This is a genomic window from Desulfovibrio sp. JC010, assembly GCF_010470675.1.
In the GTDB taxonomy this organism is placed as follows: domain Bacteria; phylum Desulfobacterota; class Desulfovibrionia; order Desulfovibrionales; family Desulfovibrionaceae; genus Maridesulfovibrio.
The window spans coordinates 202291-223455 of the sequence record NZ_VOIQ01000002.1; the positions used below are offsets into that span (position 1 = coordinate 202291).

At 49.9% G+C, this 21165-nt stretch carries 19 protein-coding genes; 12 read left to right on the forward strand and 7 right to left on the reverse strand.

Annotation, left to right across the window (positions count from 1 at the left end; genetic code table 11):
* Positions 1 to 286 precede the first annotated feature (286 nt).
* The 5 genes from FMR86_RS03150 (at position 287) to FMR86_RS03170 (ending at position 5229) form a co-directional block, all read left to right on the forward strand.
* Positions 287 to 1468: an ABC transporter substrate-binding protein gene (locus FMR86_RS03150; protein WP_163349624.1), complete on the forward strand. Its 1182-nt coding sequence runs from the start codon at positions 287 to 289 to the stop codon at positions 1466 to 1468.
* Positions 1469 to 1702: 234 nt separating this feature from the next.
* Positions 1703 to 2611 carry a branched-chain amino acid ABC transporter permease gene (locus FMR86_RS03155; protein WP_163349625.1) on the forward strand — a complete coding sequence of 303 codons (909 nt, stop codon included), beginning with the start codon at positions 1703 to 1705 and terminating at the stop codon, positions 2609 to 2611.
* Positions 2612 to 2623: 12 nt separating this feature from the next.
* Positions 2624 to 3700, forward strand: coding sequence for a branched-chain amino acid ABC transporter permease (locus FMR86_RS03160; protein WP_163349626.1), 1077 nt, complete (start codon positions 2624 to 2626; stop codon positions 3698 to 3700).
* A gap of 27 nt (positions 3701 to 3727) precedes the next feature.
* Positions 3728 to 4495: an ABC transporter ATP-binding protein gene (locus FMR86_RS03165; RefSeq protein WP_163349627.1), complete on the forward strand. Its 768-nt coding sequence runs from the start codon at positions 3728 to 3730 to the stop codon at positions 4493 to 4495.
* A complete protein-coding gene (locus FMR86_RS03170; protein ID WP_163349628.1) occupies positions 4495 to 5229 on the forward strand; it encodes an ABC transporter ATP-binding protein in 735 nt (244 codons plus the stop codon). Before FMR86_RS03165 ends, FMR86_RS03170 begins: the two co-directional genes overlap by 1 nt.
* A gap of 182 nt (positions 5230 to 5411) precedes the next feature.
* On the opposite strand, the gene FMR86_RS03175 is transcribed toward FMR86_RS03170, so the two are convergent.
* Complete coding sequence (locus FMR86_RS03175) at positions 5412 to 5879, reverse strand: pyridoxamine 5'-phosphate oxidase family protein (protein ID WP_163349629.1); 468 nt, start codon at positions 5877 to 5879, stop codon at positions 5412 to 5414.
* Positions 5880 to 6135: 256 nt separating this feature from the next.
* On the opposite strand from FMR86_RS03175, the gene FMR86_RS03180 reads away from it, so the two are divergent.
* The 4 genes from FMR86_RS03180 to FMR86_RS03195 all read left to right on the forward strand — a co-directional run bounded on the left by FMR86_RS03180 (position 6136) and on the right by FMR86_RS03195 (position 9839).
* Positions 6136 to 6435 (forward strand): DUF1844 domain-containing protein, encoded by a 300-nt coding sequence (locus tag FMR86_RS03180; protein WP_163349630.1) that lies wholly within the window; start codon positions 6136 to 6138, stop codon positions 6433 to 6435.
* A 110-nt stretch (positions 6436 to 6545) separates the two neighbouring features.
* Positions 6546 to 7598, forward strand: a complete 1053-nt coding sequence (argC, locus tag FMR86_RS03185; RefSeq protein ID WP_163349631.1) for an N-acetyl-gamma-glutamyl-phosphate reductase — start codon at positions 6546 to 6548, stop codon at positions 7596 to 7598.
* Positions 7599 to 7700: 102 nt separating this feature from the next.
* Positions 7701 to 8975, forward strand: coding sequence for an EAL and HDOD domain-containing protein (locus FMR86_RS03190; RefSeq protein ID WP_163349632.1), 1275 nt, complete (start codon positions 7701 to 7703; stop codon positions 8973 to 8975).
* A gap of 9 nt (positions 8976 to 8984) precedes the next feature.
* A complete protein-coding gene (locus tag FMR86_RS03195) occupies positions 8985 to 9839 on the forward strand; it encodes a protein-glutamate O-methyltransferase CheR (protein WP_373682446.1) in 855 nt (284 codons plus the stop codon).
* 61 nt (positions 9840 to 9900) lie between these two features.
* On the opposite strand, the gene FMR86_RS03200 is transcribed toward FMR86_RS03195, so the two are convergent.
* The 3 genes from FMR86_RS03200 to FMR86_RS03210 form a co-directional block, all read right to left on the reverse strand.
* Complete coding sequence (locus FMR86_RS03200) at positions 9901 to 10278, reverse strand: response regulator (RefSeq protein ID WP_163349633.1); 378 nt, start codon at positions 10276 to 10278, stop codon at positions 9901 to 9903.
* Positions 10279 to 10477: 199 nt separating this feature from the next.
* Positions 10478 to 12529, reverse strand: coding sequence for a ribonucleoside triphosphate reductase (locus FMR86_RS03205; RefSeq protein ID WP_163349634.1), 2052 nt, complete (start codon positions 12527 to 12529; stop codon positions 10478 to 10480).
* Positions 12477 to 13157, reverse strand: a complete 681-nt coding sequence (locus tag FMR86_RS03210; protein WP_163349635.1) for an anaerobic ribonucleoside-triphosphate reductase activating protein — start codon at positions 13155 to 13157, stop codon at positions 12477 to 12479. The genes FMR86_RS03205 and FMR86_RS03210 overlap by 53 nt, the downstream gene beginning before the upstream one ends.
* Positions 13158 to 13750: 593 nt before the next feature.
* Here FMR86_RS03210 and FMR86_RS03215 point away from each other — a divergent pair.
* Entirely contained in the window at positions 13751 to 14212 is a 462-nt protein-coding gene (locus tag FMR86_RS03215) for a hypothetical protein (RefSeq protein WP_163349636.1), read from the forward strand.
* Here FMR86_RS03215 and FMR86_RS03220 read toward each other — a convergent pair.
* The gene (locus FMR86_RS03220) at positions 14169 to 14471 is read right to left on the reverse strand and encodes a zinc-ribbon domain-containing protein (protein ID WP_163349637.1); all 303 of its coding nucleotides are present in this window, start codon (positions 14469 to 14471) and stop codon (positions 14169 to 14171) included. The genes FMR86_RS03215 and FMR86_RS03220 overlap by 44 nt on opposite strands.
* 289 nt (positions 14472 to 14760) lie before the next feature.
* Between FMR86_RS03220 and FMR86_RS03225 the strand changes: the two genes are divergently transcribed.
* Complete coding sequence (locus tag FMR86_RS03225) at positions 14761 to 16338, forward strand: hypothetical protein (protein ID WP_163349638.1); 1578 nt, start codon at positions 14761 to 14763, stop codon at positions 16336 to 16338.
* 238 nt (positions 16339 to 16576) lie between these two features.
* On the opposite strand, the gene purU is transcribed toward FMR86_RS03225, so the two are convergent.
* On the reverse strand, positions 16577 to 17446 hold the full coding sequence (gene purU / locus FMR86_RS03230; RefSeq protein WP_163349639.1) for a formyltetrahydrofolate deformylase: 870 nt from the start codon (positions 17444 to 17446) through the stop codon (positions 16577 to 16579).
* 263 nt (positions 17447 to 17709) lie between these two features.
* On the opposite strand from purU, the gene FMR86_RS03235 reads away from it, so the two are divergent.
* Complete coding sequence (locus tag FMR86_RS03235) at positions 17710 to 18420, forward strand: trimeric intracellular cation channel family protein (RefSeq protein WP_163349640.1); 711 nt, start codon at positions 17710 to 17712, stop codon at positions 18418 to 18420.
* An 82-nt stretch (positions 18421 to 18502) separates the two neighbouring features.
* On the opposite strand, the gene polA is transcribed toward FMR86_RS03235, so the two are convergent.
* Positions 18503 to 21157: a DNA polymerase I gene (gene polA / locus FMR86_RS03240; RefSeq protein WP_163349641.1), complete on the reverse strand. Its 2655-nt coding sequence runs from the start codon at positions 21155 to 21157 to the stop codon at positions 18503 to 18505.
* Between the last annotated feature and the right edge of the window lie 8 nt (positions 21158 to 21165).

Below are 21165 nucleotides of genomic sequence, written 5' to 3' on the forward strand. Positions count from 1 at the left end.
AAACATAAAAGATCAATCCAAATTCGAAACTCAACCAACCAAAAGCACTAAACCTTTAATTTAATTAAATATACTAAAAACAAGACTTATTTTATATTATTTAATACATAAATCTACAACAATAGCACACTTTCAAGCTCATGTACAATAATCTAAAATAAATAACTATTTTTAAAAAGTGACGCTTTTTTGCAAAAATGTCTTTTTAAAACCACTCTTTTGCGATAATTTTTAGCATCCAATAACAATTCCAGAATTTCCCAATGAACATCTCAGGAGGTAAACAATGAAGAAATTGATTATCAGGTCGCTTCTGGCCCTCATGGTACTGGGGCTGGCTCTGATCGTTGTCAGCGGTTGCTCCAAAAAAGAAGAAAAAATCAAAATCGGCTTCAACATCCCGCTCACAGGAGACATCCCCAAAGTAGGTGAAGCCTCCAAGAATGCGGCAGAGATGCTCCTTGCAGACATTAACGCGCAGGGCGGACTTGAAGTGGGCGGCAAAAAAATTCCTCTTGAATTCTTTTATGAAGATAACGAATCCAAGGCAGAATCAGCTGTCAACGTAGCCCTGAAACTCATTGAACAGGACGGCGTGGTAGCCATCATCGGTCCCAACTCCTCCAAACAGGCAGTTCCCGCAGGCGGAACCTGCAACGACAACCGCACCCCCATGGTTTCCCCGTGGTCCACCAACCCGGACACTACCAAAAACCGCCCCTGGGTTTTCCGTGCAGCCTTCCTCGATCCTTTTCAGGGTCCTGTTGCTGTAAACTTTGCCACCAAGCAGTTCAAAGCCAAGAGCGCGGCGGTTCTCTTTGATATTTCCAACGACTACTCCAAGGGTCTGGCCGAAATCTTCAAGGAAGTATTTGAAAAGAAAAACGGCGCAAGTTCCATCGTTGCTTTTGAATCCCACGGCACCAAGGATCAGGATTTTTCCGCACAGCTGACCAAAATCATCAACTCTAATCCTGACTTCATCTTCGTTCCCGACAACTACAATCAGGTTGCACTTATTGTTAAACAGGCCCGCGACCTCGGTTACAAAGGCCCCTTCATGGGTTCCGACGCATGGGGTTCCGCTGAGCTGATGAAACTTTGCGGCGACGACTGCAAAGGCCAGTTCTTCTCCACTCACTACGCAGCAGCAGGAGCCAAAGGCGCAACCAAAAAATTCATTGACCGCTACGAAGCAAAATACGGCGAAACTCCTGATGACGTAGCAGCCCTCACCTGGGACGCAACCCGTCTGGTGCTGCAGGCCATTCAGGACGCAGGCTCCTACAATTCCGACCTCAAGGCCGAACGCAAAGCCATCCGCGATGCCCTGAGCAACATCAAGGAATTCGCAGGCATTACCGGCTCCATGAAATTTGACAGCCAGGGCGACCCCATCAAATGCGCTGTTGTTGTCCGCATCGACGAAAACGGCAATTTCGTATTCGCCGAATCCGTCTGCCCTTAATCCCATCAAAAACAGATGGCGGGAGCATGCTCCCGCCATCTCTGAAAAGGCAACACAATATTCTGTTGACCTACTTTAACCAATAGGGATTCCAAAGGGGCTTAGCTGCTCTGCTCTCAATATCCGTAAGACTCGAGCAGGAAGCTCTCGCCTAACGGCTATAGGCCTTTGGCCGCCGGAGGCGAAATCAATTCGTCAAAAAGCGCGAAGCGCATCAACTAAAAGAGATTAATAGTGGATATTCTCATCCAGAATTTACTAAACGGCCTGCAGTGGGGCAGCTTCTACGCGCTCATCGCGCTGGGCTACACCCTTGTTTACGGGGTCCTGCTGCTGATCAACTTCGCCCACGGCGATATTTTCATGGTCGGGGCCTATATCGCATTTTTCGTTGCCACGGCCTTTCTCGGCTTTATGGACTTTGCCCCGTGGATGGTGCTGGCCCTGACCGTGCCGCTGACCATGATCCTCACAGCCGGAGTCGGGGTAACCATTGAGCGCATCGCCTACCGCCCCCTGCGCAGAAAAGGGGCGCACAGGCTTTACGTGGTCATCACCGCTCTTATGTGCGGTCTGATCCTTGAGAACGGCAACCTCGCCCTGCTGGGTGCCAGCCGTAAAAAATTTCCCGAACTGCTTGATAAGGTGGTCTACACCTTCGGCAATGTCTCAGTGACCAACCTGAAGATAATTGTCATCTTCGCGGCCATTGCCGTCTTTCTGCTTTTGCAGTTCATCGTCACAAAGACCAAGATCGGTATGGCCATGCGCGGAATTTCCTATGACAAATTTGCCATCCCGCTCATGGGCATTCCCATTGATAACGTGATTGTGTTCACCTTTGTGCTCGGTTCCGGCATGGCCGGGCTGGCTGGACTGCTCTTTGCCATGTCCTATCCCATCCTTGAGCCGTACATGGGTGCGCTCATCGGCTGGAAAGCATTCATCGCGGCAGTGGTCGGCGGTATCGGAGACATTCGCGGAGCCTTTATCGGCGGATTCCTGCTCGGTTTTATCGAAGTCGGCGTGGTCGCCCTCTTCCCCTCCACCTTCAGGGACCTGTTCGCCTTTTCCATCCTGCTGGTCATCCTCTGGATAAAACCAACGGGAATATTCGGCGTTGCCAAGACAACCAAGATCTAAGGCGGACTCAGAATGCAGAAATACAGTTTCAATATCGGAATCTGGGCCATGGCCGCCATTGTGGTTGCCCTTTCCCAGTTCGGCGCGCTGGATCTCTATATCCAGTCGGTAATCATGTTTATCGGCATCAACATAATCCTCTCCTCCAGCCTGAACGTTGTTAACGGCTACATGGGCGAATTTTCCTGCGGACATGCAGGATTCATGTGCATCGGGGCTTACGTATCTTCAGTCCTGAGCGTGATGTTCTTTGCGCAGGACAAGATATTCGGTGCTCCCATCCTGCCTCCGGATCTGGCTCCGCTGGGATTCCCCATCATTGTAATTATAGCCGGACTCGTCTCCGCCGTAGCCGGGCTGATCGTGGCCATCCCCTCTTTCAAAACAAGGGGCGACTATCTGGCAATCATCACCATCGCCGCCAACTATATGGTAATTTCAGCCATTGAGAACATGGATGTCATCGGCGGGCCGCGCGGCTTCATGGGCATGAAACGCGTACTGAACGCCATGGAAGACGTGGTCGACATCCCATGGATGATGATCTGGGTTATCCTCGGCACCCTTGGCAGTGTCTGGATGATCCGCCGCTTTGTATCCTCCACCTACGGCAAGGGCATCATGTCCATCTGTCAGGATGAGGTTGCTGCCGAAATCATGAGTGTAAACACCAACAAGATGAAGATGGCCGCTTTCATGCTTTCCTCCGGTCTCGCCGGGGTCGCGGGTGCCCTCTTCGCCCACGTACTTGGTTACGTAAACCCGCAATCCTTCAACATCATGAAATCCACCGAGTGCATGGTCATGGTCTACCTCGGCGGCATGGGATCGCTGGGGGGATCAATTATCTCAGCCATATTCTTCACCCTCATGCTTGAGATGCTGCGCTTCATCATCCCGGCCATTGATACGGGACTGCATTTCCTGCATCTGCTTCCGGACAGCTACCATCTCAGTCAGGTCTGGAAATGGGTTATTATCCCGCTGACCCTGATCCTGCTCATGCAGTTCAGGCCCGAAGGAATCATGGGCAACAAGGAACTGCCCGACCTGTTCCCGCGGCTTAAAAAATTCTACAAATTCAAGTAGCCCGGTACCGCGAGAAAAGGAGATAAAATGTCACTCTTAAGTATAGACGGACTCACACAAAGATTCGGAGGACTTCAAGCCGTATCCGATTTCAATATCGAGCTTGAAGAAGGCTCCCTCACCGGACTGATCGGCCCAAACGGTGCGGGCAAGACCACTATCTTCAACCTCATATCCGGCTTTTACCAGCCCACCGAAGGAACAATCACCCTTAGCGACAAGCCCACCCGCGGACTCAAACCGCATCAGGTTACCGCGCTGGGCGTGGCCCGTACCTTCCAGAACATCCGCCTCTGGCACGACATGACGGTCATGGACAACATCCGCATCGCCCAGCATTACCGCATGGGCTACGGATTTTTCGATGCCATTATGCGCAGCAAAAACTACTACCTGCGGGAAAAGGAAATCGAACGCATCTCCACCGAGCTGCTCGAATTCATGGACCTCAAGCAATACGCTGAAGAGCTGCCCACCAACCTGCCCTACGGACTTCAACGCCGCGTTGAAATAGCCCGGGCCATGTCCATTCAGCCCAAACTGCTACTCCTTGACGAACCTGCAGCAGGACTGAACTCCTCGGATGTTGAAGGACTGATCAAGCTCATCAAATGGATTCATGATGAATTCGACATCACCATCCTCATGATCGAGCATCAGATGAAGGTGGTCATGTCTCTCTGCAAGTGGATTAAATGTATTGATTTCGGCGCAACCATCGCCGAAGGAACACCTGAAGATATCCAGTCCAGCGAGACTGTTATCAAAGCTTATCTGGGAGATGATTCAATCTGATGACTACTCTACTTGAAATCAAAGATCTCCGCGTTAAATACGGCAATATCGAAGCGTTGCACGGTATATCCTTCAACGTGAACGAAGGGGAAATCGTCACCCTCATCGGCGCAAACGGAGCAGGCAAGACCACCACCCTGTTCTCCATCAGCCGACTGCCCCCGCCGGAAGCACCCAAGGTGATTTCCGGGGACATCTTATGGGAAGGCAATTCCATCCTCGACATGCCGCCGCACAAGATCATTTCCGACCTGCATCTGGCACTGGTCCCGGAAGGACGCCATATATTCGGCAACCTGACAGTGGAAGAAAATCTCAAGCTGGCCACCTATGCCCGCAAGGATTCCATCAAGGATATTCACGGGGATTACGACCGCGTATTCGGACTCTTCCCGCGCCTTGCCGAACGCCGCAAGCAGCGCAGTGAGTCCCTTTCCGGCGGTGAACAGCAGATGCTGGCCGTGGGCCGCGCGCTCATGTCCAAGTGCAATTTCATCATGCTCGACGAACCTTCCATGGGCCTCGCCCCGCTGCTCATGTACGATATGTTCCGCACCCTCAAGGAGCTGAACGAACAGGGATTAACCATTCTGCTTATCGAACAGAACGCTAATCTGGCACTCAAGTTCGCACATCGCGGATACGTGCTTGATACCGGGGAAATAGTAGCCCAAGGTTCATCCGCACAGCTTATGGAAGACCCGGAAGTTAAAAAGGCATATCTGGGCGGGTAAAGATGCCTCCGGCGGCCCCTTCGGGGGGACCAAAGAAACTTTTTGAAAAAAGTTTCTCTGGACTCTTCAAAAACTTTTATTAGGGCTTCGCCGCTTAGCTTATTTGAACGTGCTTATAAGAAACGGCTGGTTTGACTTTTCGTCAAAGCAGCCGTTTTGGATGTTCATGTTTGAAGCTAAACCTACTTCACGCACCCCTTTGCAGTTGCGTGTTCGATATTAATTTTGATGACTCTGGTCTTGTCCATATCATTATGGATGTACTTCTCACCCGCCGGAATATGATCCGGGGAAAGCCTGTGTACGAGGGCCAACAGGGCTTCCTTCTTTTCATCACCGGAGACCTCTTCGGCTTGTCCGAAAGCTACCACCGAGCGGAATTTAATACTGAACTTGGACGGCAGCAGTTCGGTGTCAACATAGACACAAAAGGAAACCTTGGAATTATACGCAATGTTATCCAGCTTGTGACCGGTGCGCGCACAGTGAAAATAGATGGCCCCGTTGTGGTAAACATAATTGAGCGGGGTAGCGTAAGGATAACCGTCCTCACCCACTGTCGCCAGCACGCCCTCTTCTCCGGCGTTTAAAATTTCCTCAACCGAACCTTCCGGCAAGATCTTCTTGGAATTCTGAATTTCTCTGAACATGATAAATCTCTCCGCTTGAAATGTATGGTTAAACAAATACTTCAAAACACCCCCGACATAAAGATACAATTTTCATCATACTAACGAGCACAGCCCATAACCCAACCCGGCGAAGCCGTAATAAAAGGTTTTGGGATTCTTAAACCCTTTTGCAAAAGGGTTTAAGGCCCCCGGCAGGGTCGCCGAAGGCATAAAAACACTTGAATCTTGCGGATAATATTTTTAGAATCCGGCAGATTACTTAAGGAGTTTAATTATGTCTGACGATAAAAAGTGCGGTTGCGGCAGTGAATACGCCAAGGATATGCCTATCCCTGAGGTAAATTTCTCTACATTTGTCATGTCCATGAGCTCGTCTGCCATGGTCCATCTTGGCGAAGTCGCAGATCCTAATACCGGAAACATTGAATTTTCCCCGATACTTGCAAAGCAGTCTATTGACGTTCTGGCTGTGATCGAAGATAAAATCAAAAACGGCATGACTGAAGATGAAGAACGACTCCTCTGCGAACTGCTCTACAATCTACGCATGAAATACGTGCAGAAGACCAAGTAGCCCTGTCTCTTTTCTGCTTTTCTTTTCCCGGTCGGGATTTATCACAGATTTTTCCGGGCGTGGTTTGCTGCGCCCTTTTACCAATATTTATTTTGTAAGGATGGATAATTATGAGTGCTGTACCTGTCGGACTTGTGGGCGTAACCGGATACACCGGAATGGAACTTACCCGTATCCTTAGTAACCATGACGGCATGAAGCTGGTCCGGGTGACCTCCCGTGCCGAGGCCGGTAAAAAACTGGCTGATATTTATCCTTTCCTGAACGGCATGGAACTGGGCGGACTGGAAATCACCGCTCCTGATGTGGATGATCTGGCAGAAAACTGTGATCTGGTATTTCTGGCCGTGCCGCACAAAACAGCCATGAATATCGGCGGCCAGCTTTATGATAAAAATATCAAGGTGGTGGATCTCAGTGCCGATTTCAGAATCCGTGACCGCGAAACCTACGAAGAATGGTACAAAGTTGATCACACCCGCGAAGACCTGCTGCCCGAAGCAGTGTACGGCCTACCCGAATTTTACCGTGATAAGGTCAAAGGTGCAAAACTGGTTGCCAACCCCGGCTGCTACCCCACTTCTGTTATTGTGGGGCTGACTCCGGCCTTGCGGGAAGGTCTGGTGGAAACTTCCGATATTGTCATTGATGCCAAATCGGGAACCAGCGGAGCCGGACGCAAGGCCAGTGTGGGCACTCTTTTCTGTGAAGTTGCTGACTCCTTCCGCGCATACGGTTTGACCACCCACCGCCACACCCCGGAGATTGAGCAGGAGCTTGCTATTGCTTGCGGCGAAGATATGACTGTATCCTTCAACACGCACCTGCTGCCCATTGACCGCGGCATTCTTTCCACCATCTACACCAAACTTAAAGCCGGTGTTACTGCTGAAAATGTGCGCGCCGCCTATGAAAAAGCTTACGGCGATGAAAAAATGATCCGTTTCCTGCCTGAGGGACAGCTGCCGGAAACCCGCTGGGTGCGCGGAACCATGTTCTGTGATGTGGCCGTTGTTCCTGATGAACGCACCGGACGGTTGATTGTTCTTGCGGCTATCGACAACCTCTGCCGTGGAGCTTCCGGGCAGGCTGTAGCCAATGCCAATCTCATGCTCGGCTTTGAGGAAACCAGAGGACTTTCACTTGCCCCGATGATGCCTTAGACGAGTCCTCCCCACGTTGTTGATTGATATTAACTTCTCGCTGGGGTATTCTTTATATTGATGTAACTGAAATTTAAATATTCATTCGGGGTGCGGGAATTTATGGGCGAAAGTAATGATTTGTTTCTGGATTCTTTTTATGTAGCCAGACAACCAGTCTTTGACACTGAAAAAAAAATCTGGGGCTATGAACTGCTTTTCCGTAATTCGGGCAGCAGCAACGTTGCCGATGTCGGAAATGAAGACGCGGCGACCTCGCAGGTTATTGCCGACGGATTCGGGCTGATTCAGGAAGACATTGAAGAAGACCAGCGTCTGCTGGTCAATTTCCCGCGAAACATGCTTCTGGAAGGTGCGGCAGACTTTCTCCCGCCTGAAATCTGTGTGGTTGAAATACTTGAACATGTCCAGCCGGAACAGGATGTCATCGAAGCCCTGCAGAGTCTTAAAGAAAAGGGTTTCACCATCGCTCTAGACGATTACATCGGGCAGGATGGATTCGAGCCTTTTGTCGAACTGGCGGACATAGTAAAAGTCGACTGTCTTGATCTTGAGCGATCGGAACTGGCTAATATTGCCGGCAATCTGAAACAGCTGGGCGTACAGATGCTGGCGGAAAAAGTTGAAGACAACGAGATGTTCGAGCTTTGCAGTGAGCTGGGCTTTGAACTGTTTCAGGGCTTCTTTTTCAGCCGCCCGGAAATTATCCCCGGCAAAAAAATTTCCACCAGCAATATCAATCGCATGCGTCTGCTGGGATCAATCAGCGGAGATAACTTTGATGTTGAAGACCTGACTCGGGCCATCAACTCAGATGTCTCTGTCAGCTACCGGTTGCTCAAGTTTATGAACTCTCCCACCTTTGGCTTGCCCAATAAAATCAATTCCATCCAGCAGGCCATTGCCCTGATCGGATACAGGAAGCTTGCCGGATGGCTGCGCATGATCCTGCTCTCGGATATAAGTTCAGGTCCGGCCGGGGATGAACTCGCCTTTCTGTCCATCAAACGGGCAAAATTTCTGGAACTTGTTGCACGTGAACTGAAGACTTGTCCACTTTCATCAGAATCAATGTTCATGCTTGGCCTTTTTTCTCTGCTTGATGTTTTCCTGAACAGGCCCATGGAAGAACTCATGGCTGAGCTTCCGGTAGAAAAAGAGCTTATACAAGCCCTTACCAACAAAAACAGCAATGCCGCTATTTTTCTTGATATTGTTAAATCTCTGGAAAAGGCAGACTGGGACGGACTGACCGATTCAATCATGAATAACGGACTGTCTCCTCTTTCTGTAGCCCGGAACCATCTGGCTGCCATGCAGTGGGCTAATGAGATCGTCTTGATGAGCAAAGCAAAAGAAAGCCCCGCCAACGGATAAGGAAACATTGTGAGCAGAGAATCCGCAAAGCTGGACAAAAATGATTTTGAGCTGCTGCGCAAACAGATTTATCGATTGTGCGGATTAACCATATCCGAAGGCAAGGAATATCTGATCCAGCATCGCTTCAAAGCCCTCTACAATTCCCGGAACTGCCGCTCATGGCACGATTTTTACAAACTTCTCATTTCCGGTGATACGCAATTCAAGGAAGAAGCTGTCTCGGCCATCAGTACCCATGAAACCAGTTTTTTTCGGGACACCCATCCCTTTACGTCCATCAGGAACAAGGTTCTGCCGGAAATCCTGAAAAACCGGAAATTCGGCAGCAAAATAAAAATCTGGTGCGCGGCTTCCTCTACGGGACAGGAGCCATACTCCCTCTCCATGCTCATTCATGAATGGACAAAGACCGTTCCGGGAAACAAGATCAGCCCGGCTGACTTTTCCATTCTGGCCACCGATATTTCCGGTGCGGTTATTGAGCGGGCCAAGGAAGGTGTTTTCAGCAATCTGGAAAAATCAAGGGGACTGCTGCCCGGGTACGACAAGTATTTTGAAAAAAAGGGCAGCAGGTGGGAAGTTGATCCTTCGGTTAAATCCATGGTCTCCTTTAAAAAATTCAACCTGCTCGATTCCTTCCGCCCATTGGGGCAGTTTGACTTTGTCATGTGCCGCAATGTTCTAATTTATTTTGACGATGCCACAAAGGTGGATATTGTCCACCGCATCCATGACATGCTGCCCGACAAGGGCTATCTCATGCTCGGCTCCACGGAAACACTGGCCGGGCACACAGACCGCTTTGTGACCGAGCACATGGGAGCGGTCATCCTTTACCGCAAAATGCGCGGGGCAAAATAAAAAACCGCCGAATCCCTGCAGGGTTCCGGCGGTTTTATATTTCTGTCAGTAAATCAAACGGTTAAATATCGTACTTTGTACCGAACAGAATCCTGATTTTCTGGATAAACATATCCATATCCGCGACAGGCTTGAGCAGTACATTGTCCGATGAAATGCCGTAAGCACGAACATCCGGCGGCACAGCGTAATCCACAGACCCGGTATGGATGATGAAATCCATGTCCGGATGCAGCTCCTTGAGATGAATGATGAGGTCGTTGCCGTGCATGACCGGAAGACGCATATCCACAATGGCGATATCGGCATTTTCGGTTTTCATCAGGGTCAGGGCCTCTTCCGCGCTTCCTACCGAAATAACATCCAGACCTTCGTCTTCAAGGTAGTCAACAAGGTTTTCCCTGACCATCTGCTCATCATCTACAACCAGAATTCGCATATACTCTCCATCTCATCGTGCTTTGTTTGAGCATGAAATCTAATGAAATCAATCTCAGACTTATTTCATTTTCACTATTAACCATAATGCAATGTATTTTTATTGGCAACGAAAATGAGTTTAAAATTGCGTTAATGTTGAAATAAAAAAAGGAAGCCCGGTTAAGGACTTCCCTTTCTTTTTTCAATGAAACTGCTGCTTAACAACAGAAGGTATTGTATACCTGACGATCTTTGTATTCAGCTTTTTTCCCTTCATTCCATTGCTTGACCGGCCGGTAGTAACCCACGATGCGGGTATACACTTCCGACTCTGCACCGCAGTCCGGGCAGGTGTGGTGCTCACCCTGAATGTAGCCGTGCTCCTTGCAGATGGAAAAGGTCGGGGTGATGGAAAGATAAGGTATTTTGGTGTTGCGGAAAGCTTTAATGATGAAGCTTTTCAGGGCATCAAGGTCGGCTGTGGATTCACCGAGGAAGGTATGAAAAACTGAACCGCCGGTGTACAGGGGCTGCAGCTTGTTCTGGTGTGAAAGGGCCAGAACCACATCTTCAGAAACACCCACCGGAAGGGTGGTGGAGTTGGTGTAATAAGGGATTCCGTTACCGGAGGTCTTGATGTCCGCATAAAGGGCTTTATCAATTTTTGCCAGACGGTAACTGGTACCTTCCGCCGGGGTGGCTTCAAGATTGTAGAGGCTGCCTGTTTCCTCCTGAAACTGGGAGGTCAGGTCGCGCAGATGGTTGAGCACCCGGGTCATGAGCCGCACACCGGAGGGGGTCTCAATGCCCTTACCCAGCAGGTTCAGACATGCTTCATGCCCGCCCAGCAGGCCGATGGTGGAAAAATGGCCTTTGTAACCGTTTTTCAGATACCGGCGGGACCACGGGAACATGCCGTTATCAAGGTTGGTCTGAATCAGCTTGCGCTTGAACTCAAGGGAGTTCTTGGCCTGAATGGCATATTCCTCGATAAGGTCAAGAAAATCCTCTTCACCCTGTGCCAGATAAGCCAGCTTGGGCAGGTTGAGGGTAACCACGCCGATGGACCCGGTCAGGTCCCCGGCTCCGAACAGTCCGCCGACCTTGTTGCGCAGTTCGCGCAGGTCCATCTGCAGACGGCAGCACATGGAGCGCACATCTTCGGGACTTAAGTCGGAATTAATAAAATTCTGGAAATAGGGCACGCCGTACTTGGCGGTAAGGTCAAGCAGGGTATGCCCGATCTTGGAATCCCACGGAAAATCTTCAGTTACATTGTAGGTGGGGATGGGGAAGGAAAAAATGCGGTTATGCTGATCCCCGTTGACCATTACTTCAAGGAAGGAGCGGTTGATCATCTCCATTTCTTCGGCATATTCACCGTAGGTGGAATCCTGAAGCTCCCCGCCGATGATTACCGCTTCTTTAGCGATATGCTTGGGCGGAACAAGGTCGAATGAAAGGTTGGTGAACGGGCTCTGGCCGCCCCATCTGGAAGTGGTATTCAGGTTGAACACGAATTTCTGCATTGCCTGACGCACTTCTTCATAAGTAAGGCCGTCATGGCGGATAAAGGGGGCGAGGTAGGTATCAACATTGTTGAAAGCCTGTGCACCTGCCCATTCGTTCTGCAGCGTACCGAGAAAGTTGACCATCTGACCGAGGACGGCGTCAAAATGCCTTGCCGGCCCGGCGCAGGAACGGCCTTCGAGGTTGAAGCCTTCCAGCAGCAGGTCACGCAGGGACCATCCGGCGCAGTAACCGGCCAGTCCGTAGGAAAGATCATGGATGTGAAAATAGCCGTGTTCGTGGGCCTGCCTGATTTCCTCAGGGTATTTTTCAAGGGCGTAACGGGCCTGAATTGTTCCGGAGAGATGAAGCATGAGCCCCTGAAACGAGTGGGTCATGTTGGCATTTTCAGCCACACGCCAGTCACTTTTCTCAAGGTATTCATCAATGGTTTCCTTGATATCGAGGTAGGCGTCTTTCTGGTTTCTAAGTCTGCGGCGGCTGTCGCGGTAGAGAATAAATTTTTTGGCTACGGAATGCAGGCGGGAATCCATAAGTGCTTCTTCGACCATATTCTGAACATGTTCCTGTTCAGGAATATCGAATCCTTCAAGCTTATTTTCCACCTTTCTGGCCATGCGCTTGGCCATGAGCGGGTCTTTAATTCCACTGGCACTCAGTGCTTTGAAAATGGCCTGTGCAATTCGCTCAGTCGACCAGGTCTCCAACCGGCCGTCTCGCTTCATTATCTGCGTGGGCATGCTCTCTCCTTGGAGGAATGTAGTTCTGGATGGTCAGCTTAAAGCCATCCGGAAGATAACTCTTGGCAGTTTCGATATCTTCATCAGTCAGGATGGGCACCTGAGTCAGACGAAAATAAAAGGCTTTGGGGTTGGCTTCGGCAAGCTCGAAAATTCTTGTCAGATTTTTCTGAGCCGCTTCAGCGGTAACGGCCTGCCCGGTCAGGGCAGGATACTTCTCATACGGTCCTTTAACGTCAACGGCGAACATGTCCGCCAATCCCTGCTGGAGAATATCTTCCAAAACTTCGGGAAGCATTCCGTTACTGTCCATTTTGATGGGCAGCTTGGATACCTGCCGGATTTCGTAAAGGATTTCTCCGAGGTTAGGTACCGTTGTAGGCTCGCCACCAGTAATTGTGACCCCGTCAAGCCATTTTGCCCGGTTCCTTAGGAAAGATCTCATATCCTCTCTGGATATCAGGGGCAGCCGTTCCATATTCCACGCCATGTCGAAGTTGTGACAGGTGGGGCAGTTCAGGTTGCAGCCGCCGAGGAAGAACACACTGCAAGACCGGCCGGGCCAGTCGCACAGGCTGAGCGGTTCAATACCGCGAAGGTGATTCCATCCAGAAGAGAGTTCGTTCATGATATTTTTCTGCTGAATTATGTGTTTTATAGAGAGCTTTTTTTCTTAGATTGAGTCTCAAGCCCCGTGGTTAAGGGGCTGGCTCAAGTACGAAAAGGATACTAACTCAGGGGATGAGTTTTGTACAGGGGGGTGATTGAAAATTTGTTGTAACACAGCCGTATTTGGCGATTATTAGCATTTATTCACAAATACACAAAAACACAAAAAGTTTTCCACAAGTTCATAACCTTAAAAGAGGTCGAAAAAACAGGATTTTTTCTAAACAAAGTTTAGAAAAAAAAATGTTTAGACTCACTATAGTCAGTTTTTGACAAGTTTTGGGAAAATAGTAAGGAAGGTTGTGCGGTTGCACAAAACGGTCAGTTCTTTTAGCATAGCACTGTCTGTTTTGGGAAGCTGTTTCTGGCTGAAAATAAATATTATTCCATCGGGCGACAGATGATCTCATGAGCTAAAGCTGATCTGTCTTCCGTCCGAAAAAATCTATATCCGAGAATGTTACCTTTCAGTGAGGTTATATGCGAAACTTTTTGCTTATCATTATATTGTTAGTGCTCTGTCAGATTCCTGCTCCGGCCCACGCGCGAAGCATGGAACAGGAACGCGCCCTCTGCCTGACCCGAAACGCCCTTGCCCGGGCCCAGTGCAAAGCCCCCCATGAATTCAGTTATGTGGGGACAAAACATGGCAATGTCCATATTTTTACCGGATTTTACGGGGCCAAATACACGGATTTCTTCTGCAAGATCGAGAATGGCGAGATAACCATTCTTTCCCGCAAAAAGAGATACAGACGCAGTGTTAAATACTACATAGATGAAAACGAGTGCGGAATCATCGAATATTTCCCGGCTTCCTGCACCAAACGTTCGATTATCAAGTGCTGTTTTCCGAAATCTGAAAAAGAACTCAAGGCAGACAAGGAAGCTGAATTCTGGCAGCGGTCCGTACCGGACCTGCTGAAAGAAGATCAGGAAAACGCATTAAAGGAACTGCAGGACAAGACGGCTAAATCTTCCGAAACCAAGCAAGAAGAGCAACAGCCGGAGTAAGACCGTAAAGAGGCCAGTAAACTTTGTTGTAGGTAAAGAAAATTACGGCTCCAAGCAGAAACAGGGCATAAATCCACGCTTCACCGTGTTTGGCAAAACGCTGTTCTTTTTCGAGCTTCAAGCGGAACATATCGCGACGATCCTGTGCGGCTACATTGCTTTCCAGTCTTTTGCGACCGGATTGCAGTTTGTATCCGCACTTGGAGCAGGCTTTTGCCGCATCGTCATTCTTTTTACCACATTTTGTACAAGTTATCATATGCTGCTAGGTTCCTTGTTATCTGTGCCGGGCTCAAATCGGTTACTGTTAAAAAACCTAAAGCCGGCCGCTGTCAATATCTTATTGTTTTAACGGATATTAGCAAGAAAAGTACCATTATTTTCAAATGGTTCTTTTTTACCCGGCAAGACCGTTCCGGGAAGCGGCAGCCGCTCTTCCTGATTTTTACCGGACTTATTATTATTTATAATTACATAACTTCTTGACTATTGTGGCGGAATTGAGACATTTTCATGCAAATAATTAAGAAATTATGGATGGAGAATTCATGAGTGAAGTGTCCCAGGACGGCGCACAGATTCCTGACAAAGAAAAACGGATTGATTTTTACTTGAATGTTCTGGCTCGCCTCAAGGAGCGCAGTACCTTGCGCGAGGTGCTCGAACGCGAGGTCTTTCTTGAATTTATCAAGTATAACAACAACCGTATTAATGAATTCCCCCTGCTGGAAAAACAGCAGAGCGGGATTATCGCCCTGTTATGCCATCGCTCTACAGATCTGCCTGCTCATGAGTATATCAAAAAGACATTAAGTGAATTCATACTGATGATCGGCCGTTACAGCCGGCTCAAAGACGGTAAGGACAAGGAGGCTCTGGAAAGTATCCGTTCCCGGCTGATCAATGCGGAAACCCTGCTGATCAAGACCGTTCAGGGCGTTGTATACGCTTCCTGTCTCATTTCCGACAATTTTGAGGAAGTCACCCTGCGTCATCTGGGTGAGCCTGCCCTCAAAAAATATAACGGGCTGCTGGAACAACATGAACTGGATAAGGATTTCTGGCAGGCCCTTATCGACCAGTTCATTACGCAGGAAGTTGAATCATCGCTTACAGATATTGTTGCCAATGAGCGTTATTCCCTGACCCGGGATAAAAGCTATTTAATCCTCCGTTTCCCCTTTGATGATGTCAGCAAACGTTTTGCAGCCGAAGTTCCGGCTATCGACAAAACACGCATCCAGACTGCTTTTGAACAGGTCGCCTCAGATGAAGACTCTGCTGAAGTTTTAAAAATGACTTACAACTCCCTGCAGGAAAGCAAAGTGCTGGTGCAGGGAGACGAACCTGTAAGTAATGATGTGGTTGAACGCATTGCGCGGATAGTCTGTATCGACCCGGCCACGACCAAATTCAAGCAGGATTACGACAACGCCATGGAAGCCATGCGCGAATCTGCCTATTCCGCCGACAGCGCAGAGCAGGAAGCGGAAATGGCCCGTAATCTCCAGTTCGCACAGGACCAGATCGGAGCCTGTGCTGTCGGAGTAAGCATCACCCTTGATATTGTGGTCCGGGAATTTCTGCTCGGGTTGAAGACATTTACCCAGCGCGATGAAAAAATACTGACTGTATACCTGCGCAGGTTCGGAGTAGAATCTCTTGATAAGCTGTTTATCTATCTTACCGAGGTAAAATTCTCCTCTCTGTTGAAAAGCAAAATGCAGGGTGAAGAAAGCAAAATGCAGCTACGGGTGCTCAAACGCAGAAGAGCTTCCACAAAAGCAGTACAGGCACTTCATGAAATCGGAATGACCCGCATCCGCATGGCCCGGCTCTGGCTCAAGGATTCTACAAACGAGAACTGGCTCATCTTCAAGCAGAGCACAGCCAAAGAGCTGGTTGCCGAGATGCAACTGCTGGCCCTTGAAAAGGAACTGGCCACCGCCATCCTGCGTCTTTTTGAAAAAGGTGATTACAAGGTTGAATTTCTGGTCTTCATCAGCCTGCAGGCCGTTGCCAAGGCCACCAAGGACATTCGCGGCAAGCTCAACGACCTGTTCATACGTTTCGGAATAGGCGAGCAGAGTGATGAGCAGATTGCCAAGAAATTGTCAGCTAAGTAAGAATGCCTCCGGCGGCCAAAGAACCCTTTTGCAAAAGGGTTCTCTGGACTCTCCCAAAACCTTTTATTTGGGCTTCGCCGCTTCGCATATGAAAATACTAAAAAAGACCGTAATATCTTTCGAGATATTACGGTCTTTTTTAGTAGATTTGTTTAAATAAGCTACATGCGAAGCTTAATAAAAAGTTTTGGGATTCTTAAACCCTTTTTCCAAAAGGGTTTAAGCCGCCGGAGCAATCTTAAATAAATACCACCGTCTTATTCCCGTCCACCAGCACTCTCTCGGTGAGGTGCCATTTAACGGCCCGGCTGAGCACCTGCCGTTCGATATCGCGGCCCAGAATCTTGAGTTCTTCGTAATCATGGCGGTGGGAAACGCGGATGACGTCCTGCTCGATGATCGGCCCCTGATCCAGTTCCTCGGTCACGTAATGGGCGGTGGCCCCGATGAGCTTAACGCCGCGCTCCCCGGCCCTGCGGTAAGGGTCGGCACCCACAAATGCGGGCAGGAATGAATGGTGGATGTTGATGATCCGGTTGGGATAGGCATCAATAAGCTTGGGGGTCAGAATCTGCATGTAGCGGGCAAGGATGACCAGATCGGCCTTGCCTTCCATGAGTTCAAGGATTTTATCCTCGGATTCCTCTTTTTTGCCTTTTTCCACCGGAACGTGATGAAAAGGTACATCGAATGATTCTACTGCCTTACGCAGATCCTCGTGGTTACTGATGACCATGGTGATCTCGGTGTGCAGTTCATCACGCTTGGCCCGCCAGAGCAGATCCATGAGGGCATGGTCGAACTTTGAAACGAGGATGGCTGTTTTCTTCCTGATCCATGCCGGATTGATATTCCAGTCCATATCAAATTCGGCAGCAACTTTTTCAGCAAATTCCTGCCTGAATTCTTCCAGACTACCCTCAATCCCTTTCATGTGGAATTTCATTCTCAGAAAAAAACGACCGCCCACAGGATCACTGGAATGCTGGTCGGAATGGATGATGTTGGCGTTTTTGGAGAACAGAAAGCCGGAAACCGCAGAAACGATGCCGGGTCTGTCCTTACAGGATACAGTCAAATATGCTGTGGATTCTCTTGATGATGTCATTGTTTGTCTCGATAAAAAAATAAAATTTGTTCCAAAAAAGGGAGTTCTTGTAACAACTCCATCCGCAGCAGGCAAGCCGCAGGACCGTTTCCTGAAAAAATATTACGGATAGCAAAACCAAAAAACTTTGATAAAAATTCGAAACACCAAAAATATCACTTTACAACTATCTATTCTGAATTTATTTCAGGCTCGTTTTTCGCATTACTAAAAATGCAAATATTTTTTAAATTAATTGAATTCGTCTTTCGCAGAGGTGGATTATGAGTGTTTTAAATGGTGAGATGGTCCAGTCCGCCATCCATGGATTCATGTATTTCGGGGATATTGTTTTTGCGGTCAGTGGTGCTTTGGCAGCCGGTAGACGCAGGATGGATATTGTCGGTTATGTGCTGATCGGAACCATCACCGGGCTTGGGGGCGGATCACTCCGTGACGTGCTGCTGGACCGCCCGGTCTGGTGGACCCGTGAGCCTGTGGAGCTTTACCTGTGCATCATGGCGACCTTGCTCACCTATTTCTGCCGCCTTGAAATCAAGGACCGCTACAAGGCCACCTCATGGTTCGATGCCCTCGGGCTGAGTGCTTTTGCCGTTACGGGGAGCACCGTGGCTTTGCAGGTCGGTGTACCGTGGACCATCGCCGTATTCATGGGCGTAATGACCGCCACCGGGGGCGGGGTAATCCGTGATGTGCTGACCGGGAATCCGCCCATGATTCTATGTGCAGGGGAATTTTACGCCGTAGCCGCGCTGGCCGGGTCATTTGTAAACGTGGGCATGCTGCAACTACAAATACAGCCCGAAGTCGCCATGGCGGCAGGATTCATGGCCACGCTGATAATGCGTGGGGCATCCATGATCTTCAACATCCGCCTAGGCCCCCCCGGAGAATTCGTTCGAGTAGGCGGACGAAACAACAAACGCACCTACCCAAACCACAAACAGACTCCCATACGGAGCGGCGAAGCATAATAAAAAGTTTTTTTGGAGAGTCCAGAGAACCTTTTTTCCCAAAAAAAGGTTCTTTGGTCCCCGAAGGGCCGTCGGAGACTTCTTAATGCGCCTGTGCCCAGTTGCGGCCCAGGCCCAGATCGACCTTGAGCGGCACGGCGAGTGTTGCCACGGTCTGCATATCCTGCTGCAGCAGCTTACCGATTTCCTCGATATTTTCTTCAGGACCTTCCACTAAAAGTTCATCATGAATCTGCAGGATAAGCCTACCGCCGAGATGCTTGATTTCGGGATTCTCAGCCACCTTGATCATGGCCATTTTGATGATGTCGGCGGCACTGCCCTGAATGACAGTATTGATGGCCTGCCTGCGGGCCTGCGAAAGCACCTGCTGGCTGGTGGAATGAAGTTCCGGCAACAGACGGCGACGCCCGGAAAGAGTGGTCACGTATCCCTTCTCCTTGCCCTGCTCCACCACGGAATCATAAAACCCCTTGAGCACATCCAGCTTTTCAAAATACTTGGCGATAAATTCCTTGGCTTCGTTGATCTTGATGCCAAGCTCACGGGAAAGCTTCTGCGGCCCCATGCCGTAGATCAGACCGAAGTTGATGGTCTTGGCATTACGACGCTCGTCAGAGGTAACATCAGCCGGATCACGGTCAAAAAGTAGCGCGGCTGTACGGGAGTGGATATCCTCGTCCTGCTCAAAGGCGGACACAAGGGCCGGGTCCCCGGAAAAATGGGCAAGTACGCGCAGTTCAACCTGCGAATAGTCGGCAGCGGCTAATCGCAACCCTTCCCCGGCAGTGAAACAGGCCCGCATACGCTTGCCCTGATCCCCGCGAATGGGGATGTTCTGCAGGTTGGGACCGGAACTGGAAAGGCGTCCGGTAGCGGTGGCAAGCTGGTTGAAATTTGTATGAATGCGCCCGTCGGAATTGACCAGCTTGGGCAGCGGTTCGAGATAGGTGGAACGCAGCTTCTCCATCTTCCGGTATTCAAGGATATCACTGATGATTTCATGCTGCCCGGTCAGCTTTTCCAATACGGAGTTGGCTGTGGAAAGTGCACCCTTGGGGGTCTTGCCGCCGGGCTTGAGACCGAGGGTATCAAAAAGCACTGTGGCCATCTGCTGACTGGAGCGGATGTTAAAAGGCTCCCCGGCCCGCTCGTGGATGATCCGGGTAAGTTCGTTAATGCGCTCGTTAACCTCGGCAAGGAAATCGGCAAAAGCGGCCAGATCAATGCTGATCCCGGCCTCTTCCATATCGGCCAGCACGGGAATAAGCGGTGTCTCCAGATTGCCGATAAGTTCATCAAGCCCTGCGGATTTCACACGCGGTGCCAGCACATGCATGAGGGCAAGCGCGGCCAGCCCCTGCGCATCGGGGTGGACTTCATCCACGGCATCGGGAAGTTCATCGGCAGTAAAAAGCATCCCCCGCAGACGATCCCATGCGTAATTGCGTTCTTCGGGATTGAGCAGATAGGCGGCAAGACTGAGATCAAACCAGCGGGAAAGCGGAATCTCAGTCCAGACATGATCTGCCCGTAAAAAAGATTTCACATCCGCAACAACCACAGTCTTTGCAGACTGCATTGCTGCCACCAGCTCAGCAGCACTGACTTTGCACATCCACTCATCACCATCAAAACCGATGAAAAAAACATTGCCCTCGCGGACCAGCCCCACTTCCCTGCCTGTAAAATCAGGAAGTTCAGCTGCGGATGATACTTTTTTAAGCTCAAGACGATTCTCAGGCGCAGCCGGTGCCGGGTTTTCCTCGCCGAAAAGGGAGAGCTGGCCGGAAGCGGATTTTTTAGTCTTGGCCGCCGGAACAGGAACAGAAGAAGATGCTCCGCCCGCAGCAGGAAACAAAGCTTTTACGTCACGCTCAAGGGAACGAAATTCGTAGGTGGTCATGAATTCAACGGCCCGGTCCCCGTCAACAGAACGAAGCTCGCACTGCTTAAGGTCACATTCGGGACAGCTGTCCAAGCGCATGCGGGTCAGTTCGCGGTAGACAAAAATATTTTCCAGCTCATCCTTCATCTTTTTCTGGATGGCAGGCTTGAGCTTGTCGTAATTGTCGCGAATCTCTTCAAGGGTGGGAAACTCGGCCATAATCTTGGTGGCGGTAACCTTACCCACTCCGGGAACACCGGGAATATTATCAGCGGAATCGCCCACAAGAGCCTGAAAATCGGCCCACTGCTCCGGCTCCAGCTTGGTGTCTTCGCGGAAATCAGTCAGCGAGGTGAGCTTTTCCTTCTTCCCTGCCGGGTCCCACATGTAGACATTCTCATCAAGACACTGCTTGAGGTCCTTATCCGCACCGAGGATGACCACCGGACGTTCGGACTTGTAGCGGGCAGCCAACGAGGCAATGCAGTCGTCAGCCTCGTCGCCATTGGAAACAATTAGCGGCACGCCGAGAACGTTCAGCCCTTCCTTAAGCGGTTCAATCTGGGAACGCAGGTCTTCGGGCATGGGCGGACGCTGGGCTTTGTATTGATCGTAAAGCTCGTGGCGAAAGTTCTTACCTTTCCCATCAAGCATGAAAACCAAATACCTGGGCTTTTCTTCCTTAATGATCTTGAGCAGGGTCCGCAGCACAAAAAACAGGGCGTTGGTGGGCGTACCGTCAGAACGTTTGAGGTCCGGGTAGGCGTGGAAGCCGCGGTAAAAAAAGGCTGAACCGTCAATAAGGTACAGGGGATCGCCGTCAAAATTCAATCTATCTCTGAGTGCCATGCTATGCC